At 66.0% G+C, this 19,392-nt stretch carries 12 protein-coding genes; 5 read left to right on the top strand and 7 right to left on the bottom strand.

Annotation, left to right across the window (positions count from 1 at the left end; genetic code table 11):
- Positions 1-206: 206 nt before the first annotated feature.
- Positions 207-2,219, bottom strand: a complete 2,013-nt coding sequence (locus tag METFAM1_RS0102285) for a cache domain-containing protein (protein ID WP_019917902.1) — start codon at positions 2,217-2,219, stop codon at positions 207-209.
- Positions 2,220-2,299: 80 nt separating this feature from the next.
- Between METFAM1_RS0102285 and METFAM1_RS0102280 the strand changes: the two genes are divergently transcribed.
- Positions 2,300-3,490: a BaiN/RdsA family NAD(P)/FAD-dependent oxidoreductase gene (locus METFAM1_RS0102280; protein WP_019917901.1), complete on the top strand. Its 1,191-nt coding sequence runs from the start codon at positions 2,300-2,302 to the stop codon at positions 3,488-3,490.
- A 16-nt stretch (positions 3,491-3,506) separates the two neighbouring features.
- On the opposite strand, the gene METFAM1_RS0102275 is transcribed toward METFAM1_RS0102280, so the two are convergent.
- Complete coding sequence (locus METFAM1_RS0102275; protein ID WP_019917900.1) at positions 3,507-5,237, bottom strand: SLC13 family permease; 1,731 nt, start codon at positions 5,235-5,237, stop codon at positions 3,507-3,509.
- A 10-nt stretch (positions 5,238-5,247) separates the two neighbouring features.
- Positions 5,248-6,024, bottom strand: a complete 777-nt coding sequence (cysQ, locus tag METFAM1_RS0102270) for a 3'(2'),5'-bisphosphate nucleotidase CysQ (protein WP_019917899.1) — start codon at positions 6,022-6,024, stop codon at positions 5,248-5,250.
- Positions 6,025-6,993: 969 nt separating this feature from the next.
- Between cysQ and cysD the strand changes: the two genes are divergently transcribed.
- The gene (gene cysD / locus METFAM1_RS20995; protein ID WP_029644286.1) at positions 6,994-7,923 is read left to right on the top strand and encodes a sulfate adenylyltransferase subunit CysD; all 930 of its coding nucleotides are present in this window, start codon (positions 6,994-6,996) and stop codon (positions 7,921-7,923) included.
- Between the two features lies 1 nt (position 7,924).
- Entirely contained in the window at positions 7,925-9,835 is a 1,911-nt protein-coding gene (gene cysN / locus METFAM1_RS0102260; protein WP_019917897.1) for a sulfate adenylyltransferase subunit CysN, read from the top strand.
- Between the two features lie 18 nt (positions 9,836-9,853).
- Here the strand turns inward: cysN and METFAM1_RS0102255 are convergent, their stop codons facing one another.
- The gene (locus tag METFAM1_RS0102255; protein ID WP_019917896.1) at positions 9,854-13,492 is read right to left on the bottom strand and encodes an EAL domain-containing protein; all 3,639 of its coding nucleotides are present in this window, start codon (positions 13,490-13,492) and stop codon (positions 9,854-9,856) included.
- Entirely contained in the window at positions 13,489-14,424 is a 936-nt protein-coding gene (locus METFAM1_RS0102250; RefSeq protein ID WP_019917895.1) for a phosphate/phosphite/phosphonate ABC transporter substrate-binding protein, read from the bottom strand. The genes METFAM1_RS0102255 and METFAM1_RS0102250 overlap by 4 nt, the downstream gene beginning before the upstream one ends.
- A gap of 360 nt (positions 14,425-14,784) precedes the next feature.
- Between METFAM1_RS0102250 and METFAM1_RS0102245 the strand changes: the two genes are divergently transcribed.
- Entirely contained in the window at positions 14,785-14,988 is a 204-nt protein-coding gene (locus tag METFAM1_RS0102245) for a cold-shock protein (RefSeq protein WP_019917894.1), read from the top strand.
- A 153-nt stretch (positions 14,989-15,141) separates the two neighbouring features.
- Here the strand turns inward: METFAM1_RS0102245 and ppsA are convergent, their stop codons facing one another.
- Positions 15,142-17,511, bottom strand: coding sequence for a phosphoenolpyruvate synthase (gene ppsA / locus METFAM1_RS0102240; protein ID WP_019917893.1), 2,370 nt, complete (start codon positions 17,509-17,511; stop codon positions 15,142-15,144).
- Positions 17,512-17,681: 170 nt separating this feature from the next.
- On the opposite strand from ppsA, the gene ppsR reads away from it, so the two are divergent.
- The gene (gene ppsR, locus METFAM1_RS0102235; RefSeq protein WP_024300389.1) at positions 17,682-18,497 is read left to right on the top strand and encodes a posphoenolpyruvate synthetase regulatory kinase/phosphorylase PpsR; all 816 of its coding nucleotides are present in this window, start codon (positions 17,682-17,684) and stop codon (positions 18,495-18,497) included.
- Here the strand turns inward: ppsR and METFAM1_RS0102230 are convergent.
- Entirely contained in the window at positions 18,491-19,363 is an 873-nt protein-coding gene (locus tag METFAM1_RS0102230; RefSeq protein ID WP_232419621.1) for a glycosyltransferase, read from the bottom strand. The genes ppsR and METFAM1_RS0102230 overlap by 7 nt on opposite strands.
- Between the last annotated feature and the right edge of the window lie 29 nt (positions 19,364-19,392).

Here is a 19,392-nt window from a genome sequence, read left to right as displayed (position 1 = left end):
GCGACTCGAGCGAAGGTTCTGTGGGAGCGACCTTTGGTCGCGATTGCGGCATGTACCGAAGCCGGCGGCCCTCGATCGCCGCATCGCGACCAAAGGTCGCTCCCACGAACACACTCCCGATCCGCGAGCTGAGCCGGGTTTCTGTGGGAGCAAGCTTGCTCGCGATTGCAGCCGACATCGAAGCCGACCACGTCGCGACGCCGCCCTTACGCGTGCGCCGGCCCCTCGGCGCCGCGGAACTGCGGTTCGGCCAGCAGGTGCACGCTGAAGCAGGTGCCCTCGCCCGGCGTGCTGCTGACCGTGATGGTGCCGCCATAGCGCTCGATCAGACCGAGTGACACCGACAGCCCGAGGCCGGTGCCTTCCGAGCGCTTGGTGGTGAAGAAGGGGTCGAATACGCGGCCGATGTGTTCGGGCGCGATGCCGTGGCCGGTGTCGCGCACGTCGATGCGCGCGCCGGGCGGATCGACGCTGTCGCGCGTGCTCAGCGTCAGTGTGCCGCCGTCGGGCATCGCGTGCAGCGCATTGACGACGAGGTTCACCAGCACCTGCTGCAGTTCATCGCGATTGATGCGCACGCGCGTCGTCGCCGCGGTATCGAACACGATGTCGACGCCCGACTTGCGCGCCTGGTGCTGCACCAGCGGCAGCGTGTCGTGCAGCAGCGCGCCGGTGTCCAGCTCGTCCACATAGCCGGCGAACTCGCCCGGTCGCGCGTACTGCAGCAGCTTGGTCACGATGACGCGGATGCGGTTGATCTGTTCGTCGAGCAGCCGGATTTCGGTCTTCACCGTATTGCCGGCCGGGCCGAGCAAGGCGCGCATCAGGTCGAGATTGCCCTGCATGACGGCGATCGGGTTGTTGATTTCGTGTGCCACGCCGGCGGTGAGCTGGCCGATGGCGGCCAGCTTTTCCGAGCGCACCAGCTGGCGCTGCGCCTCGCGCAGTTCGGCCGTGCGCTCGACCACCTTCTGGTCCAGTTCGGCATTGAGCTGTTTCAGCTCGGCTTCGCGCGCGGCCACAGTGTCGAGCAGCGTGTCGAGGTGACTGGCCAGACGGGCGATCTCCTCGCCACCCTCGACCGCACCGGTGCGCGCCGAGGGGTCGCCTTTCTCGACGGCGCCGATGGTGGCGTCCATCCGCTCGATCGGTCTGAAGATGCTGCGCGCACCGCGCAGCGACAGCACGACGCCGGCCGCCATGATGAGCGCGAACAGCCCGATCAGCGCCGCCAGGATGTTCTGCTTCACCTCGCGGAAGGGCGCTTCGAGAAAGCCGACGTAGAGCATGCCGATGCGCCGGTCGTCGCCATCGACCACCGGCTCATAGCCCGACACATACCAGTCGTTCACGACGAAGGCGCGGTCCAGCCAGCGCTCGCCGTTGTCGAGCACGCGGTGGCGCACCGCCGCCGATACGCGCGTGCCGAGCGCGCGGTCACCGCCGAACATGCGCACATTGGTGGCGATGCGCACATCGTCGAGAAAGAGCGTGGCGGTGCCGCGCGAGCCCAGCGGCAGTGCGCCGTCGTTGTAGACGAGGTCGTTGATGGTGTCGACGAAATCGAGATTGCGGTTCAGCAACTGACCGCCCTCGAGCACGCCGATCTGTTCGCCCTGCGCGTCGAGTATCGGCACCGCGATGTGGATCACCATGCCGCGGTCTTCCTCGCTGCGCGGATCGGGTCGGGCGTTGGTGGTCGGTACGATGGCGAGGCGGGCGCGCTCCAGCAGCGGCGGGCTGATCGCTTCGAGCCGAGCGGCGTCGAACACCGACAGCACGACCTTGGCGTCGCCTGCGAGCGCACCGCGCACCACCGGCCAGTCGGTGCGCGTCTCACCGGGCTTCGCGCCGTTGGATGCTGCACGCACCCGCCCCTCGCGATCGAGCACGTACAGATAGTCGAAGTGCTGCGAGCTCGCTTGAGCGCCCAGCAGCGCGCCGAGCTTCGCCGGGTTGTCGAGCACGCTGCGCAGCCTGCCCGATGCGGCGAGACCGGCAATCGCCTGTTTCTGGCCATCGAGTACGCGGTCGAAATACTGGCGCGCGATGGTCAGTTCGGCATTCACCTTGTAGATGAGCAGCTGGTCGTAGGCCGAATTGCCCCAGTGCACGACCAGCCCGATCAGCAGCGGCAGCATCAGCAATGGCGGCGCCAGCACCAGCATGACCAGCCGGGTGCGCACCGAACCGCGACGCAGGGAGTGGATGAATCGCATCCGGCGATGCTACTTCAGGCCTCGGGTTTGCGCTGCCGCCCGCTACACTCGCGCCTTTCGTCCATCCGCCCTCCCCGTCCATGCATGTCGACGTGATCGTGATCGGCGCCGGCGCGGCCGGCCTGATGTGTGCCGCCACTGCGGGAAGCCGCGGCCGCAGCGTGCTGCTGATCGACCACTATCCGAAGCTGGCCGAAAAGATCCGCATTTCAGGCGGCGGCCGCTGCAATTTCACCAACCGCGACCTCCGGCCGGACTGCTTCCTGTCGCAGAACCCGCATTTCTGCCGCTCGGCGCTGTCGCGCTACACGCCGCGCGATTTCGTCGCGCTGGTCGAGCGGCACGGCATCCGCTACCACGAGAAGACGCTGGGCCAGCTGTTCTGCGACGACAGTTCGCAGCAGATCATCGACCTGCTGAAGGCCGAGTGCGACATGGTCGGCGTGCGCTGGCAGCAGCCGTCGGCGGTGCTGGGCGTGACGCGCGAAGGCGATCTGTTCCGCGTCGATACCGACCAGGGCGTGCGCTTCGGCGCCTCGCTGGTGATCGCCACCGGCGGGCTCACGGTGCCCAAGATCGGCGCCACGCCCTTCGGCTACAAGGTGGCCGAGCAGTTCGGCCTCAAGGTGGTGTCGCCCAAGCCGGCACTGGTACCGCTGGCGCTGGACCCGGACTGGCTGGCCCGCTTCGGCGAACTGTCCGGCGCCTCCTTCGATTCGATCGCGTCCTGCGACGGCCCGGAATTCCGCGAACAGACCCTGCTCACCCACCGCGGCCTGTCCGGTCCGGCCATCCTGCAGGCTTCGAGCTATTGGCAGCAGGCGGGCGGCCGCGAGCCGGTACGCATCGACCTGCTGCCGGACGTGGACGACGCGGAAGGCTGGCTGCAATCGGCGCGTGCCGGCCGGCAGACACTGGCTGGACTGCTGGCGGAACACCTGCCGAAGCGCTTCGCCCAGCAGTGGGTGGATTTCGAAGGCGGCGGCCGATGGGACAGCGCACTGGTCGAGCTGCCCCGCGCTGCGCTGGCCGACATCGCGGCGAAGCTCAAGGGCTGGGCGCTGCATCCGTCCGGCACACTCGGCTACAACAAGGCGGAAGTGACGCTGGGTGGTGTCGATACGCGTGACCTCGACCAGAAGACGATGGCCGCTCGCCGGGTACCCGGCCTGCACTTCGTCGGCGAGGTGGTCGATGTGACCGGCTGGCTCGGCGGTTACAACTTCCAGTGGGCCTGGTCGTCGGGCTGGTGCGCCGGTCAGGCCGCCTGAGCGCGCCCTGTGCAGTTCAGCGGGCGAACGGGAAGAACACCGGCACCAGCAGCAGTACGGTCGCCCCATAGGCGACGCTGATCGGCAGGCCGACACGTACGAAATCCAGCATGCGGTAGCGCCCAGGCGAATAGACCATCAGATGGGTCTGGTAGCCGAAAGGGATCAGGAAGCCGGCACTGGCGCCGTACAGCACGGCCATCACGAAGGGCATCGGGTCGGCGTCGAAGGCGCGCGCGGTCGACAGTGCGATCGGAAAGGCCAGCGCGGCAGCGGCGTTGTTGGTCACCAGTTCGGTCAGGATGACCGTCAGCAGATAGATGCCGATGAAGGCGCCCACCACGCCGTGACCGTCGTACAGCGCACGCAACGCGCCGGTCATCAGTTCCGCGGCGCCGCTGTTCTCCAGCACCTGGGCGATGGCCAGCGACGAGCCGATGGTAAGCACCAGGTCGAACGGAAAGCGTCGCCGCATTTCGCCCAGCGTCAGCAGACCGCTGACCACGAGGCCACCGAGCAGCAGCAGCAGGCCGGTGAACAGCGGCACGATTTCCAGACCGGACAGCGCGATCACCGCTGCGAAGGCGCCCAGCGTGAGCCGGCTCTGCAGCGGCGTGAGCCGCGGTCGCACGGTGCCGCCGACCAGATGGAAGTTGCGGTCGATGTTGCGGTGATTGGCGAAATCGGGGCCGACCGCCAGCAGCAGGCTGTCGCCGACGTGCAGCGGCACGCGCCCGAGCTGGCCGGTCAGGCGCTTGTCGCCGCGGCGTATGCCGACCACGCCAGCGTCAAACATGGTGCGGAAATCAACTTCGCGCAACGTCTTATTCGCCAGTTCCGACTGGCTGGACACCACCACTTCGAGCAGGTTGGAGCGCAGCAGCGAACCCGCCTCGACGCCGAACACCTGCAGGCCGTCGAAGCGCTGCAGCGCGGCCATCTTGTCCACCTCGCCGGTGAAAATGAGCACGTCGCCCGACTCGATCACCTCGGTCGGCGCGACCGGCGAGATGAGCCTGCCGTCGCGCATGATTTCGAGCAGGAACAGGCCTTCGAGATTGCGCAGCCTGTTCTGCTCGATGCTGCGGCCGATCAGCGACGACGCCGGCTCGACCCGCGCTTCCAGAAAATAGGCCTGCTGCAGTTCGCGGTCGTTCGCCGCGTGCCGCGGCAGCAGGCGCACGCTCAGTGCCAGCACCGCCACGCACACCAGCGCCACTGGCACGCCGACCCAGCTCGGGTCGAACATGCCCAGCGGCTTCATGCCGGCATTCACCATCAGCGAACTGACCACCAGATTGGTCGAGGTACCGACCAGCGTCGTGACGCCGCCGACGATGGCGGCGAAGGAGAGCGGGATCAGCAACAGCGAGGCCGGGTGATGACGCTGCTTGGTCACCACGCCGAGCAGCGCACCCACCACCGCGGTGTTGTTCAGGAAGGCGGAGAACAGCGTGGTGACCGAGGTGAAGCGCACGACCGCCCAGCCGGGCGAGCCGCGCAGCAGCCGGTCGGACACGCGCTCCAGTATCGGCGAGCGCTCGATCACCAGCGACACCAGCAGCAGCATGACCAGCATGGCCAGCGCCGGATTGGTGTAACTGGCCAGCCAGGCCTTCTGGTCGAGCAAACCGGCCAGGTAGTAACTGGTGGCCAGCCCGGCGAACAACGGTGCCGGCGGGATACGCCCATGCACCAGCAGTGCGAGCAGCAGGCCGATGGAGGCGAGAACCAGCCAGGCGGTCATGACAGGGAACTCAGGCGCCGAGCCCCCAGGCCGCGAAGTGCGGGTTGGCGAAATCCGCTTTGCCGTAGCTGAACGGCGAGCCGTCGACCTGCTCGATGCGGCCACCGGCGGCGACCAGCACCGCGTGTCCGGCGGCGATGTCCCATTCCATCGTGCGGCCGAGGCGCGGATAGACGTCTGCTTCGCCGGCCGCGACCAGGCAGATCTTCAGCGACGAGCCGGCATTGCGCAGGTCGGCCACCTTGCGTCCGGCGAGGTAGGCGTCGAGCGCGGCCGCGTCGCCGTGCGAACGGCTGGCCACCACGGTGAGACCTTCGGCTGGCGGCACGCGACAGCGGATTTCGCGCGCGCCATCGGCATCCTCCAGCCAGGCGCCGACGCCGGCGATGCCGGAGAACAGGCGGCCCAAGGCCGGCGCCAGCACGACCCCGAGCACCGGCTGACCGTTTTCGATCAGCGCGATGTTGACCGTGAATTCGCCGTTGCGGTTGATGAACTCTTTCGTGCCATCCAGCGGATCAACCAGCCAGAAAGGCGCGCCATCCGCAGGGCGCTGACCAGCTTCGGTCGACTCTTCAGACACGATGAAAATATCCGGTGTCAGCGCCTTCAAGCGGGCAACGATCACCTCATCCGCCTTCTTGTCGGCTTGCGTAACCGGCGAATTATCTGATTTATCAGTAACTTCAAAGTCAGTCGCATACACATCCATCACGCACTTGCCCGCATCCCGGACGATGTCCAGCAGCGCCATGTGCAAGGTTTTCAGTTCGGCGACGTCCTTCATGTTCTCTCCTGACAAGCCAAGTTGTCCGTCGGTTTAACGGCCACTAAATAATTAATGCACATCATCTGCGCACTGAATGCTTGTACTCTACATGACGGATGACAACCCTGTCCGTGAAGAATGGACGCTAGAAACCTGCCTGCCGAAGAGTTGAACGAACGCCGCCGCGAAGCCGTCAGGCTGCGCCTGGCCGGCATGACCGTGGCCGCGGTGTCGGCCGCGGTGCGTCTGAGCGCGCCTACGGTCATCGCCGCCCACAAGGCCTATCTGGCCGGCGGCTGGGATGCGGTGCTGCTGCGCCGGCGCGGCCGCACCGCCGGCAGCGGCCGCAAGCTTGACGCCACGGTCGAGCGCACGCTGCTGACCGCCATGGTCGGACACCTCCCCGATGCGCTCGGCCTGCCGCAGCGACTGTGGAGCGACGAGGCGGTCGCTGCCTGGTTCGTGCAGCAGGGTCTGTCGGTACCGCCGCGGCGCAGCCTGGGGCGATACCGCGCTGGCTGGGGCCTGCAGCCCGTGCTGTCCGACGACGACGATCGGCAGGTGCACGCGCTGATGAAATCGGTCGCGCGCGACCACGACCCCTTCTGGTGCGGCGTCCTGCCGGGCACCGCTGCCGGGCGCCGTCACTGGCTGCTGTTCGCGCGCGGAAGCCGCGGCCAGCTGCACTGGGCGGCATGCCCACACGTGCCGGAAGCCGACGACTGGACACGCTTCTGGCAACGCCTCGCTGCCGAACGGCAGCGGCCGGTGCACCTGTTGCTGAGTGGCCTGACGCTGACACCGGGTGGCGAACTGGACCGCTGGATGTCGGCACAGACGCCACCGATACGCTGGACTGCGCTGCCGATGTCACCGACCGTGACGTCCGCCGCAGCCCGGTCGTCGAATCCGCCGCAAGTCGTGACGCGCTCGAACGCGCCCATCGCGGCTGCGCCCCATCATTCCGCGATCAAACAGAGAGCGCCCATGCAGACCACACCCGAAGTGATCGATCCCGACACCCTGACCCACCTGCAGCGACTGGAGGCCGAGAGCATCCACATCATGCGCGAGGTGGTGGCCGAGGCCGAAAACCCGGTCATGCTCTACTCCATCGGCAAGGACAGCGCGGTCATGCTGCACCTGGCGATGAAGGCCTTCTACCCGGCGGTGCCGCCCTTCCCGCTGCTGCACGTGGACACCACGTGGAAGTTCAAGGCGATGTACCAGTTCCGCGACGAAATGGCGAAGAAGCTGGGCATGGACCTCATCGTGCATATCAACCAGGACGGCGTCGCCAAGGGCATCAACCCGTTCACCCACGGCTCGGCCATCCACACCGACATCATGAAGACCGAGGGCCTGAAGCAGGCACTCGACAAGTACGGTTTCGACGTCGCCTTCGGCGGCGCCCGCCGCGACGAGGAAAAGTCGCGCGCCAAGGAGCGCGTGTTCTCCTTCCGTACCGCGCAGCACCGCTGGGACCCGAAGAACCAGCGGCCGGAGCTGTGGAATCTGTACAACGCACGCAAGCACAAGGGCGAATCAATCCGCGCCTTCCCGATCTCGAACTGGACCGAGCTCGACATCTGGCAGTACATCTACTTGCAGAACATCCCCATCGTGCCGCTCTACTTCTCGGCGCCGCGCCCGGTGGTCGAGCGCGACGGCACCCTCATCATGGTGGACGACGAACGCATGCCGCTGCGCGCAGGCGAGGTGCCGATGACGAAGAACGTCCGTTTCCGCACCCTGGGCTGCTACCCGCTGACCGGTGCGGTGGAGTCGAATGCATCCTCGCTGACCGAAATCATCCAGGAAATGCTGCTGACCAAGACCTCAGAGCGCCAGGGTCGCGTGATCGACCACGATTCCGCCGGTTCGATGGAAAAGAAGAAGCAGGAAGGGTATTTCTGATATGGCACACGTTTCCGACCTCATCGCCCAGGACATCGGCGCCTACCTGAAGCAGCACGAGCACAAGAGCCTGCTGCGCTTCATCACCTGCGGCAGCGTCGATGACGGCAAGAGCACGCTGATCGGCCGCCTGCTGTACGAGTCGAAAATGCTGTTCGAGGACCAGCTGGCGGCGCTCGAAGCGGACTCGAAGAAGGTGGGCACCCAGGGCGGTGACCTCGACTTCGCGCTGCTGGTCGACGGCCTGGCCGCCGAACGCGAGCAGGGCATCACGATCGACGTCGCCTACCGTTTCTTCTCGACCGACCGGCGCAAGTTCATCGTCGCCGACACGCCGGGGCACGAGCAGTACACCCGCAACATGGTCACTGGCGCCTCGACCGCCGATCTGGCCATCATCCTGGTCGATGCGCGCCACGGCGTGCAGACGCAGACCCGCCGCCACAGCTTCCTGGTGTCGCTGATCGGCATCAAGCGCGTCGTCGTCGCCATCAACAAGATGGATCTGGTCGGCTATTCGGAGGCCACCTTCCGCCGCATCCTCGACGACTACCGCGCCTTCGCCGCCCAGCTCGGGCTGGAGGACATCGTCGCGATACCGATGTCGGCGCTGAAGGGCGACAACATCACGTCACAGAGCGAACAGATGGGCTGGTACCACGGCCCGACGCTGATGGGCTATCTGGAAACGGTCGAGGTCGACCAGAAGCGCCGGCTCAAGGGCCCCTTCCGCCTGCCGGTGCAGTGGGTCAATCGCCCCAATCTCGATTTCCGCGGCTTCGCCGGCACCATCGCCAGCGGCGTGATCGAACCGGGCGCAGCCATCCGTGTGCAGCCATCCGGCCGCACCAGCACGATCAAGCGCATCGTCACCGCCGACGGCGACCTGCCGCGTGCCATCGCCGGTCAGTCGGTCACGCTGGTACTGGACGACGAGGTCGACATTTCGCGCGGCGACGTGATCTCGCACAAAGACGCGCCGGCCGAAGTGGCCGACCAGTTCGAAGCCACGCTGGTGTGGATGCAGGACGAGCCGATGATGCCCGGCCGCGCCTATCTGATGAAGATCGGCACGCGCACGGTCACCGCCACGGTCACCGACATCAAGCACAAGGTGAATGTGAATACGCTGGAACATCTGGCGGCCAAACAGCTGGCGTTGAACGAGATTGCAGTGGTGAAGCTCGGCATTGACCGGCCGGTCGCCTTCGACCCCTACGAATCGGTGCGCGAAACCGGCGGTTTCATCCTGATCGACCGCATCAGCAACGCGACCATAGGCGCCGGCATGCTGCGTTTCGCGCTGCGCCGCTCGCACAACATCCATGTGCAGCACGTCGATGTGGACAAGGCGACCCGTGGCGCGATGAAGGGCCAGAAACCCTGCGTGCTGTGGTTCACCGGTCTGTCCGGCGCCGGCAAATCGACGCTGGCCAACCAGCTCGAAAAGCGTCTGAATGCGCTCGGCCGTCACACCTATCTGCTCGATGGCGACAACGTGCGCCACGGCCTGAACAAGGATCTGGGCTTCACCGAGGCCGACCGCGTCGAGAACATCCGTCGCGTCGCCGAGGTGGCCAAGCTGATGGTGGACGCCGGCCTGATCGTGCTGACCGCCTTCATTTCGCCCTTCCGCTCGGAGCGCCGCATGGCGCGTGGTCTGCTGGAGGACGGCGAATTCATCGAAATCTTCGTCGACACGCCGATCGCGGTGGCCGAGGAACGTGATCCGAAGGGGCTTTACAAGAAGGCGCGACGCGGCGAGATCAAGAACTTCACCGGCATCGATTCGCCCTACGAAGCGCCGGAGAACGCGGAAATCCGCATCGACACCAGCGGCCGCGACATCGAACAGACGGTCGATGAAATGATGCAGCGCCTGCGCGATCTGGGCATCCTGATCGACGCCTGACGCCGGCAGTCGCCGCTATCAGCCAGTGAGCGCGCTGCGCCGTGCAGCGCGCTGCAGCGCGTCGATGCAGACCGTCACCCGTTCGCGCGCAGCGCTCAGACTGAGCGCTGCGGCCTGTGCTCCAGCCGCGTCGCCACGCTGCAGGCAATCGATGATGTCGGCGCCCAGTTCGTGCAGTTCACGGTGCGCCACATCGAGGCGCCGATACTCGTCGAGGCTGCCGTAGCGCTGTTCGCCCTCGGCGTGGAACCACAGTCCGAAGCGGCATTGCGTCGGGTCACGCACCTCGACGTCGCTCAGGCGCGCCGTCTGGCCGGCGGCGATCGCCAGCACGTCGTCAGCCCAGCGATTGAAGTCGCGTATCGCGGTAAATAGCGGCCTGTCGTCGATATCCCAGCTGAAATCCCGCCATTCCGTCCACCGCGGGTCCGGCACCCAGGCCGCCAGCCAGGGCAGCAGATCGGCCGCCGGCATCGGTCGCGCGATGCCGTAGCCCTGCACCTGGTGACAGCCCAGACGCATCAGCAGCAGCCCGTGCTCCGCAGTCTCGACACCTTCGGCCACCGATTCCCGACGCAGCGCGCGCGCCAGCGCGATGACCGCCTGCACGACCTCGAAATCGTCCTCGTCGTCCAGCATGTCGAGTACGAAGGACTTGTCTATCTTGACGACGTCGACCGGCAGCCGGCGCAGATAGCCCAGCGAGGCGTAGCCGACACCGAAGTCGTCGATTGCCACCCGCACGCCCAGTCGACGGATGTCGCTGACCACGTTGGCGGCGCGCTCGATGTCGTTCAGCGCCACCGATTCGACCACCTCGATCTCGAGCACGCGACGCGGCAGTTGCGGCTGTTCGGCCAGCAGTTCGGCCAGCCGCATGACGAAGCCCGGCGCCAGCAGATGCGGGGCTGAAATATTGACCGACACGCTGAAGTGCGCACCGGCCGCCCACCAGGTCGCCAGATGGCGCAGCGCGTCGCGGATCACCCACTCGCCGAGACGGTGGATCTCCAGATCGTTGTCGATCAGTGGCAGGAAGCTGTCCGGCGACAGCAGGCCTTCCTCCGGGTGCTGCCAGCGCACCAGCGCTTCGGCACTGACCATGCGCCCTTCGCGCATATCGATGCGCGGCTGGAAGTACAGCCTCATTTCGCCGCGCGTGATCGCCTCGCCGATGCGCTCCTTGCGGCGCAGGCGTTCGACCGATTCCTGGCTGTGCTCGAAATCGAACAGCCGGTAGCAGCGCCCGCCGGCTTGCTTGGCCGCGTACATGGCCTGGTCCGCGTGGCGCAGCAGCGCGTCGGCCTCGCTGTCGTTGAGCGGGTAGAGCGTGACGCCGATGCTGGCCGGCGTGCTCACTTCCTCGCCGGCGAGATGCAGCGGCTCGGCCAGCGCGGCCAGCATGCGTTCGAGACAGGCTTCCATCTCGCCGACATCGCCGAGCGAACCGAGCAGCACGACGAATTCGTCGCCGCCCAGCCGCGCCACCGTGTCGTCCATGCGCACCGACGCGCTGAGGCGGTGCGCGATGGCCTGCAGCAGTTCGTCACCGGCTTCGTGGCCGAGCCGGTCATTGACCGCCTTGAATTCGTCGAGGTCGAGCACGCATACCGCGAGCAGCTTGTCCTGGCGGCGGGCGCGCGCCATGGCCTGGGTCAGGCGATCCTCCAGCAGCAGCCGGTTGGCCAGACCGGTCAGCGGGTCGTGCGTGGCCTGCCAGCGCAGGCGCTCCTGCATGCGGTGGCGGTCGGTGGCGTCACGGAACACGACCACCGCACCGCAGACGCCGCCCTGCGCATCGCGTATCGGCGCGGCCGAGTCCTCGACCACACGCTCCTCGCCACTGCGCGACACCAGCAGCGTTTCGCCTTCCAGCGGCGTCACGACCTGCTGGCGCAGCACCTCGATCGCCGGATCGGGACGCGGCTGTCGGGTGACGCCGTCGACCAGGCGCAGCACCTCCGCCAGCGGTCGGCCCGCCGCCTCGTCGTTGGACCAGCCGGTCAGGTGCTCGGCAACCGGGTTCAGGAAATCGATGCGGCCGTCCTCACCGGTGGAGATCACCGCATCGCCGATCGACAACAGGGTGACGCGCAACCGCTCCTTCTCCGCCGACAGATTCCGCTCCAGCCGGATCCGGGCCGAAATGTCGCGCAGCGTCCACAGCGCCCCCTGCTGCGCGTCGCCGACGCGGATGGGCAGGAAATCGCGCTCGATCACGCGGCCGTCCTTCAGGTGCACGCGCTCGCCGATCACTGCCTCGCCGCGCTGCGCGATGTCGAGTGCACGCTGCACACCGGCCGCACCGTCGGCGAACAGCGCCTGCGCGTCGATCAGCAGGTCCTCGCGTCGCCGACCGATGAAGTCGGCCGGATCTCCCGACACCGACAGCAGATCGCAGAAAGCGTGGTTGCACAGTGCGATACGCCCGTCTGCATCCTCCATCACGACGCCGATGTACATCTGCGCGAGCAGGCTGTAGAGGCGCGATCGCTCGAGCGCGAGGCCGGCTTCGGCGTTCTTCAGCGGCGTGATGTCGGTGTGGGTGCCACTCATCCGCCGGGCGTGTCCGCCGGGGTCGCGCACCGCCGATCCGCGCGACATGATCCAGCGCCAGCCGCCGTCGCGATGTCGTACGCGAATGATGATTTCGTAGACCGGGATGCGCCCTTCGAGATAGTCGTTGATGCGATCGAGAAGGCGCGGCAGATCATCCGGATGAACGCGATCGAGAAAGGCGTCGGGACGATTGCCCAGCTCGTCGTCGGAATAGCCGAGCATCTGCTTCCAGCGCGGCGAGTAATAGACATCGTTACTCGCCAGGTCCCAGTCCCACACGCCGTCGTTCGAGCCCTTGACGGCGAGCTCGAGCCGCTCCTGAGTCTGCTGCAGCACGCGGTCGTTGCGCATCAGCGTATCGAGCGTGTCGTTGATGCCGTCGAACAGGTGACCGAGTTCGTCCTGGCGGCGATGCGACAGACGCTGCGACAGATCGCCTTCACGCACCCGCTCGAACAGGCCGCGTGCGCGGCGCAGGTCCGCGGTCAGACCGCGCGCCAACAGCATGGCCAGCAGGGTGCCGATAACGATGGCCGTCAGCGCATAGAGCGCACCATCGAGCACTGCGCGCTGCAGCGCAACCGCCTCGCTCTGGTGGTTGCGTGCGATGCGCACCCAGCCGACCAGCCGGTCGCCGTAGTGCACGGGCGCCAGCGCGTCGCTCAGTTCCGCCGTCTGCTGCAACAGCCGCGCACCTTGGCCCACGCCCGCAGAAAGAGCGGACAGGCTGAGCGTGTCCGACAACACCGTACCGCTGCGCTCGGCCTCGGTATGGACCAGCACCCGGCCGTCAGGATCCAGATACATCGCGTATTCGATGCCGGGCGAACTGCGCACGCTCTGCAGCAGCTCGTCGAGGCCGGCGAGATCGTTCGCCAGCACCCATTCCCGGCCGCTGCGTGACAGCAGTTCGACCTCGGCCAGCAACGCCTCGCGCGACTGTGCCAGCAGCACCTCGCGCTCACGGCGAACCAGATCGCTGACGAAGAACGAAATCAGCACCGCGTGCAGCACGGCGATCGACAACACCAGCCGACGCGTCAGCGATGCCGTAAACAGCGTGCGCAGTCGGGCGGTGAAGGTAGCGGCGAGCGTCATGGTCCGATCGGGCCTATCAATTCCGCGTAGCGGGCGAGCATCGCCTTCACCGGCGCGTAGCGGGCATCGGTCGCCGGTTCGAAGCCGGCAATCTCGGCATTGACCAGCAGCCGCCGCCCTTCGTCGGTCGCCGCCAGACCGAACAGGAACTGCGCAACACGTTCGACCAGTTCAGGCTCCAGATCCGCCCGCGCCATCAGGCTGTTGTTCGGAAGGTTGTCGGTAACCCAGGCGACCTCGAGCTGGGCAGCGAGCTCCGGGTAGTCCTTCTGGAACGCACGCCAGGGCGGCGGCCAGGTTGCACCAGCGTCAACCAGGCCACGCGCCACGTTCAGGATACTGGATTCCTGCGAGCCGACCGTCCTGACGTCGAGCTGGCGAGCGACGTCGAGACCCGCCTCGCGCAGATGCAGCAGCGGCAGCATGCAGGCCGCCACCGCGGTGCGCGACGGACAGCTGAAGGTCGCCCCGCGCAGGTCGAGCGGCTGCCTGATCGGACTGTCGCGACGCCGCAGTATCAGGCCATGAAAGTCCTCGTCGCCAGACACCTTGCCGAAGACGCGGTAGGCAGGCGCCGCGACCGAGACCGTCTGATAGGGATTGGGCAATGCCAGATCGAGCGTCCGCTCGCGCAGCTTGCGTTCGTAATCCGCGTAGTCACGCGAGGCCTCCAGACGGATCACGACATCGGGCAGCGCTTCGTTGAGCGCTTCGACGATAGGGCCGTAGAGCGCCATCAGACGCCCGGGGTTGTGCAGAGGGTGCACGCCGAAGCTGAGGCGACGCAACTGCGGCACCGCATCGGCTCGTGCGTACTCGGGCCGCTGCACAACCGGCGCGTCGTCGGCACAGCCGGAAAGCAGCGAAACGGCAATTGCGCCCAGTAAAGCGCGCACGCTGCGGCGCAACGTTTCGACGTATCGCCGCTGCATTCGAGCGGCTTCAGGCACCGTCGCAGTTATCAAGTGGTCTCCTGTTCCGCGTCCACGTCAGTGCACATCATGCATTCACTTTGTACCGGATAACGTCAGTCCGTGAGCCGTACTGAAGCGTTGCCGGCAATCGCTGCTTACGTGCAAACAATGCATCAGTGAAAATACCATTTGCGTCGCGCGCGCTATTCCCGTATAAGCACGTCTGTAGGTGATTTCAAGCATGAACGTGTTGTGCGTCGGTTCTCGATTTTCAAGTCAGTACTCCGCTTGCCATATTCCCCTTGAGGTTTCCCTGCGCTACGGTCTTCGCGTGTCGCGATGACTTGTTCAAAACTACGTATTCAAAGGAATTCAAAAATGGCAACTGGTACTGTCAAGTGGTTCAATGACGCCAAGGGTTTCGGTTTCATCTCCCCGGACGACGGCGGTGAAGACCTGTTCGCGCACTTCTCCGCGATCCAGGGCAACGGCTTCAAGTCGCTGCAAGAAAACCAGAAGGTGTCGTTCGAAGTGACCCGCGGCCCGAAGGGTCTGCAGGCCTCCGAAATCAAGCCGCTCTGATTCTTCAGACGGTTGAGATCGCCGCAAGGCGATCCGCACTGAAAGAAAGCGCACCTCACGGTGCGCTTTTTTTTCGCCCCTAGCCCTCGTCCGGCAAATGGTGCAGGCGAAAAAAAAGCCCCGCCGAAGCGGGGCTTCCTGCTGCAGCGCCGATTACTTTTCCTTGGCGTGCGCAGCGAACTTCAGCCAGGTATCGACCACCGTGTCCGGGTTCAGCGACACGCTCTGGATGCCCTCGTCCATCAGCCACAACGCGAAATCCGCGTGGTCGGACGGGCCCTGACCGCAGATGCCGACATACTTGCCCAGACGGTTGGCGGTACGGATCGCCATCGACAGCAGCATCTTGACCGCGGGGTCGCGCTCGTCGAAGGCGCCAGCCACCAGGCCGGAATCGCGGTCCAGACCCAGCGTGAGCTGGGTCAGGTCGTTCGAGCCGATCGAGAAGCCGTCGAAGTGCTCGAGGAACTGTTCGGCCAGCAGCGCGTTGGACGGGATCTCGCACATCATGATCAGGCGCAGGCCGTTCTCGCCGCGCTTCAGCCCGTGCTCGCCGAGCAGCTTCACCACTTCGGCCGCCTCGCCGACGTTGCGGACGAAGGGCACCATCAGTTCGACGTTGGTCAGACCCAGCTCGTCGCGCACGCGACGCATCGCGCGGCACTCGAGCTCGAAGCAGTCGCGAAAGCTGTGCGCGATATAGCGCGACGCACCGCGGAAGCCCAGCATCGGGTTCTCTTCGTCCGGCTCGTAGATGTCGCCGCCGAGCAGCTTCTTGTACTCGTTCGACTTGAAGTCGGACAGGCGCACGATGACCGGCTTCGGCCAGAAGGCGGCGGCGATGGTGGCCACGCCTTCGACCAGCTTGTCCACGAAGAAGGCTTCCGGATTCGCGTAACCGCGGGCGCGACGGCGGATTTCCTCGCGCAGGCGGGCCGGCGCCTGGTCGATCTCCAGAATCGCCTTCGGGTGAATGCCGATCGTGTTGTTGATGACGAACTCGAGCCGGGCCAGACCGACGCCGGCGTTCGGCAGCTGGCAGAAATCGAAGGCCAGTTCCGGGTTGCCGACGTTCATCATCACCTTGAGGTCGAGGTCGGGCAGATTGGACAGGTCGGAGGTGACCACTTCGAAGTCCAGGCGGCCGCGATAGATGTTGCCGGTATCGCCCTCGGCGCAGCTGGCGGTGACTTCCTCGCCTTCGGTCAGCGTTTCGGTTGCGTCGCCGCAGCCGACAATGGCCGGAATGCCCAGTTCGCGGGCGATGATGGCCGCGTGGCAGGTACGGCCGCCACGGTTGGTGACGATGGCCGCCGCCTTCTTCATGACCGGTTCCCAGTTCGGATCGGTCATGTCGGTGACGAGCACGTCACCGGCCTGCACCTTGTCCATTTCGGCTGCGCTCTCGACGATGCGCACCGGGCCGGCGCCGATCTTCTGGCCGATGGCGCGGCCGCTGGCCAGCACCTTGCCGTACTGCTTCAGGCGGAACTTCTGCTGCGACATGCCGGACTCGTGCGACTTCACGGTTTCCGGTCGCGCCTGCAGGATGTAGAGCTGGCCATCGACGCCGTCCAGGCCCCATTCGATATCCATCGGACGCGCGTAATGCGCTTCGATGGTCATCGCGTAGCGCGCCAGTTCGAGCACCTGTTCGTCGGTCAGCGAGAAGCGCTGGCGGTCGGTGTCGGTCACGTCCACCGTCTGCACGCTGCGACCGGCCGCTGCGGTTGCCGCGAACTCCATCTTGATCATCTTGCTGCCGAGGGTACGGCGGATCACCGCCGGACGGCCCTGGGCCAGCATGGGCTTGTGCACGTAGAACTCGTCCGGATTGACCGCGCCCTGCACCACCGTTTCACCCAGACCGTAGCTGGAGGTGATGAACACGACGTCGCGGAAACCGGATTCGGTATCCAGCGTGAACATGACGCCGGCCGCACCCTTGTCCGAGCGCACCATGCGCTGCACGCCGGCCGACAGCGCGACACCCGCGTGCATGAAGCCTTTGTGCGCGCGGTAGCTGATCGCGCGGTCGTTGTAGAGCGACGCGAACACCTCGCGGATCGCGTGCAGCACGTTGTCGATGCCGGAAATGTTCAGGAAGGTTTCCTGCTGGCCGGCGAAGGAGGCGTCCGGCAGATCCTCGGCAGTGGCCGAACTGCGCACCGCGAAAGAGCCGTTGCCGGCGGCGTCGAGCTGCGCATAGAAGCTGCGGATATCGGCTTCGAGCTGGGCCGGGAACGGGGTGTCCATCATCCACTGACGGATCTGCGCGCCGGTACGGGCCAGCGCATTGACGTCATCGACATCCAGCGCCTCGAGGGCCGCGTGGATGCGATCGGCCAGGCCGTCCTGCGCCAGAAACTCGCGGAAGGCTTCAGCCGTGGTGGCAAAACCTCCGGGTACGCGCACGGACTTCGGGAGCTGGCTGATCATTTCGCCCAGCGACGCATTCTTGCCACCGACGCTTTCGACGTCGGTCATGCGCAGCTGTTCGAACGGGATGACGTAGCGAGACATGGGTATCCTCTCTTGAACATGGGGCGATCGCTTGTTGCGGCGACCGTGTACTTTCCTGTCGCACCGGGTGGGTGCGCGGGAAGCCGGCATTCTAGTTAAAGTCGCTGTTGCGCTGCGGAAATTTTTCCGTCCAACGTGATGTTTACGTTCTGATTCCTGAGCAAATGGCCATGAGAACCGTCTTCTTCATCTCCGACAGTACCGGCATCACCGCAGAAACCCTGGGCCGTAGCCTGCTCTCCCAGTTCGAGGGCATGAAATTCCGGCAAACCCGTGTTCCCTTCGTCGATTCGGTCGATAACGCGCTCGATTGCGTCGAACGGATGACCGAAGCCAAGATGCGCGACGGCGAGCGGCCCATCGTCGTCACTTCGATCGTCAATGCCGAGGTGGCGCGCACGGTGCGCCAGGCCGATGCGCTCTTCCTCGACATGTTCGAGCACTTCGTCGGCCCTCTCGAAGAAGAGCTGGGCCAGGCGGCGAACCACAATGTCGGCCGCCAGAAAGGCATGGAAGAAAGCGCCGACTACCAGCGTCGCATCGAGGCGATCAATTTCTCGCTGGCACACGACGACGGGATGTCGCACAAGGAACTGGCGCAGGCGGACGTGATCCTGGTCGGCGTATCCCGCTCCGGCAAGACGCCGACCAGCCTCTATATGGCGATGCAGTTCGGCGTGAAGGTGGCGAACTATCCATTGATTCCTGAGGACTTCGAGCGCAACAAGCTGCCGACCGAGCTGGTGAAATACCGCGCCAAGCTGTTCGGTCTGACCATTTCGCCGGAGCGCCTGTCGCAGATCCGCGAGGAGCGCCGCCGCGGCAGCCACTACGCATCGATCGAGAACTGCCGCTTCGAGGTCGATGCGGCGCAGAAGCTGATGCGCATGGAAGGCATCCGCTGGCTCGACTCGACCCACAAATCGATCGAGGAGATCGCCGCCATCGTGCTGCAGGCGGTACAGGTAGACGAAAACGCCTACTGATGGAGCGAATAGACCGCAACGCTGTCGCGACACGGCAGCGCTGACCACGGCAGGCCCTCCTCGTCGTCCAGCGGTCCGCGCAGCAGGCGGGCGTAGCGCCGTGCCGCGGTCGCCACGTCGTAATCACGGGCGACGTCGGCGCGCGCCTCGCGCCCATAGCGCTCGGCAGTTGCCGCGTCGTCGAGCAGTCCGATCGCCGCATCGCCCAGTGCTGCGGAACTCGCCACCTCCACCAGACATCCGCTCACGCCGTCGCGCAACACCTCGCGCGCAGGCGCGTGTCCCGGCGCAACCACCGCGCACCCGCTTGCCATCGCCTCAAGCGCCGACTGGGAACTCCGGCCCGGGTGCAGATGCACCCTGGACAAAGCCAGCAGAGCACCCCGACGCGCATCTCCCGGGTCTTCGATGAGATCGATACGGGCGATGTCAGCCGCGCTGCCGCTGACCGACGGAAGCGGACGCCCGATCACCAGCACCCGACAATCGGTGCGGGCGCGCAGCACCTGTTCGAGCGCGCCGGCGAGCGCCTGCGCATCGTCCGGGTCGGCCCAATCGTCCATCAGCACGCTGAGCACGGGCTCTCCGCGAAACAGCGGACGGCCGTCCCGGCTGAGCACTTTGCCGACGGCGTGGGACGGGGCGCTGGCAATGCCTTCGTGGATGACATCGATGCGCGAACGCAGCACTTCCGGGTGACGATCGCGCTGCCACCAGCTCGAGCAGACGACGGCGTCGAAGCCGGCTGCGTCGGCCGGATCGGTCCGCTCATCGACATGAAAGACCTGATGCGCCTCGGGAAAGTCGCGCAGCACGCGCGCCGCCGTTCCGGGATCGGTATCCACCAGCACCGCGTGCGGACGCATCGCTGCAGTCGGCAGGCGCATCGACGCCA

The sequence above is a fragment of the Methyloversatilis discipulorum genome (assembly GCF_000527135.1).
GTDB lineage: Bacteria > Pseudomonadota > Gammaproteobacteria > Burkholderiales > Rhodocyclaceae > Methyloversatilis > Methyloversatilis discipulorum.
This window is presented reverse-complemented; position numbering and strand designations above follow the sequence as displayed.

Excerpts from the sequence above, each read along its gene's own strand:
- METFAM1_RS0102285 (WP_019917902.1), bottom strand. The coding sequence starts at position 2,219 with ATGCGATTCATCCACTCCCTGCGTCGCGGTTCGGTGCGCACCCGGCTG.
- ppsA (WP_019917893.1), bottom strand. The coding sequence starts at position 17,511 with ATGTCTCGCTACGTCATCCCGTTCGAACAGCTGCGCATGACCGACGTC.
- ppsR (WP_024300389.1), top strand. The coding sequence starts at position 17,682 with ATGAGAACCGTCTTCTTCATCTCCGACAGTACCGGCATCACCGCAGAA.
- cysD (WP_029644286.1), top strand. The coding sequence starts at position 6,994 with ATGCAGACCACACCCGAAGTGATCGATCCCGACACCCTGACCCACCTG.
- METFAM1_RS0102280 (WP_019917901.1), top strand. The coding sequence starts at position 2,300 with ATGCATGTCGACGTGATCGTGATCGGCGCCGGCGCGGCCGGCCTGATG.
- METFAM1_RS0102255 (WP_019917896.1), bottom strand. The coding sequence starts at position 13,492 with ATGACGCTCGCCGCTACCTTCACCGCCCGACTGCGCACGCTGTTTACG.
- METFAM1_RS0102230 (WP_232419621.1), bottom strand. The coding sequence starts at position 19,363 with ATGCGTCCGCACGCGGTGCTGGTGGATACCGATCCCGGAACGGCGGCG.
- cysN (WP_019917897.1), top strand. The coding sequence starts at position 7,925 with ATGGCACACGTTTCCGACCTCATCGCCCAGGACATCGGCGCCTACCTG.
- cysQ (WP_019917899.1), bottom strand. The coding sequence starts at position 6,024 with ATGAAGGACGTCGCCGAACTGAAAACCTTGCACATGGCGCTGCTGGAC.
- METFAM1_RS0102250 (WP_019917895.1), bottom strand. The coding sequence starts at position 14,424 with ATGCAGCGGCGATACGTCGAAACGTTGCGCCGCAGCGTGCGCGCTTTA.
- METFAM1_RS0102275 (WP_019917900.1), bottom strand. The coding sequence starts at position 5,237 with ATGACCGCCTGGCTGGTTCTCGCCTCCATCGGCCTGCTGCTCGCACTG.
- METFAM1_RS0102245 (WP_019917894.1), top strand. The coding sequence starts at position 14,785 with ATGGCAACTGGTACTGTCAAGTGGTTCAATGACGCCAAGGGTTTCGGT.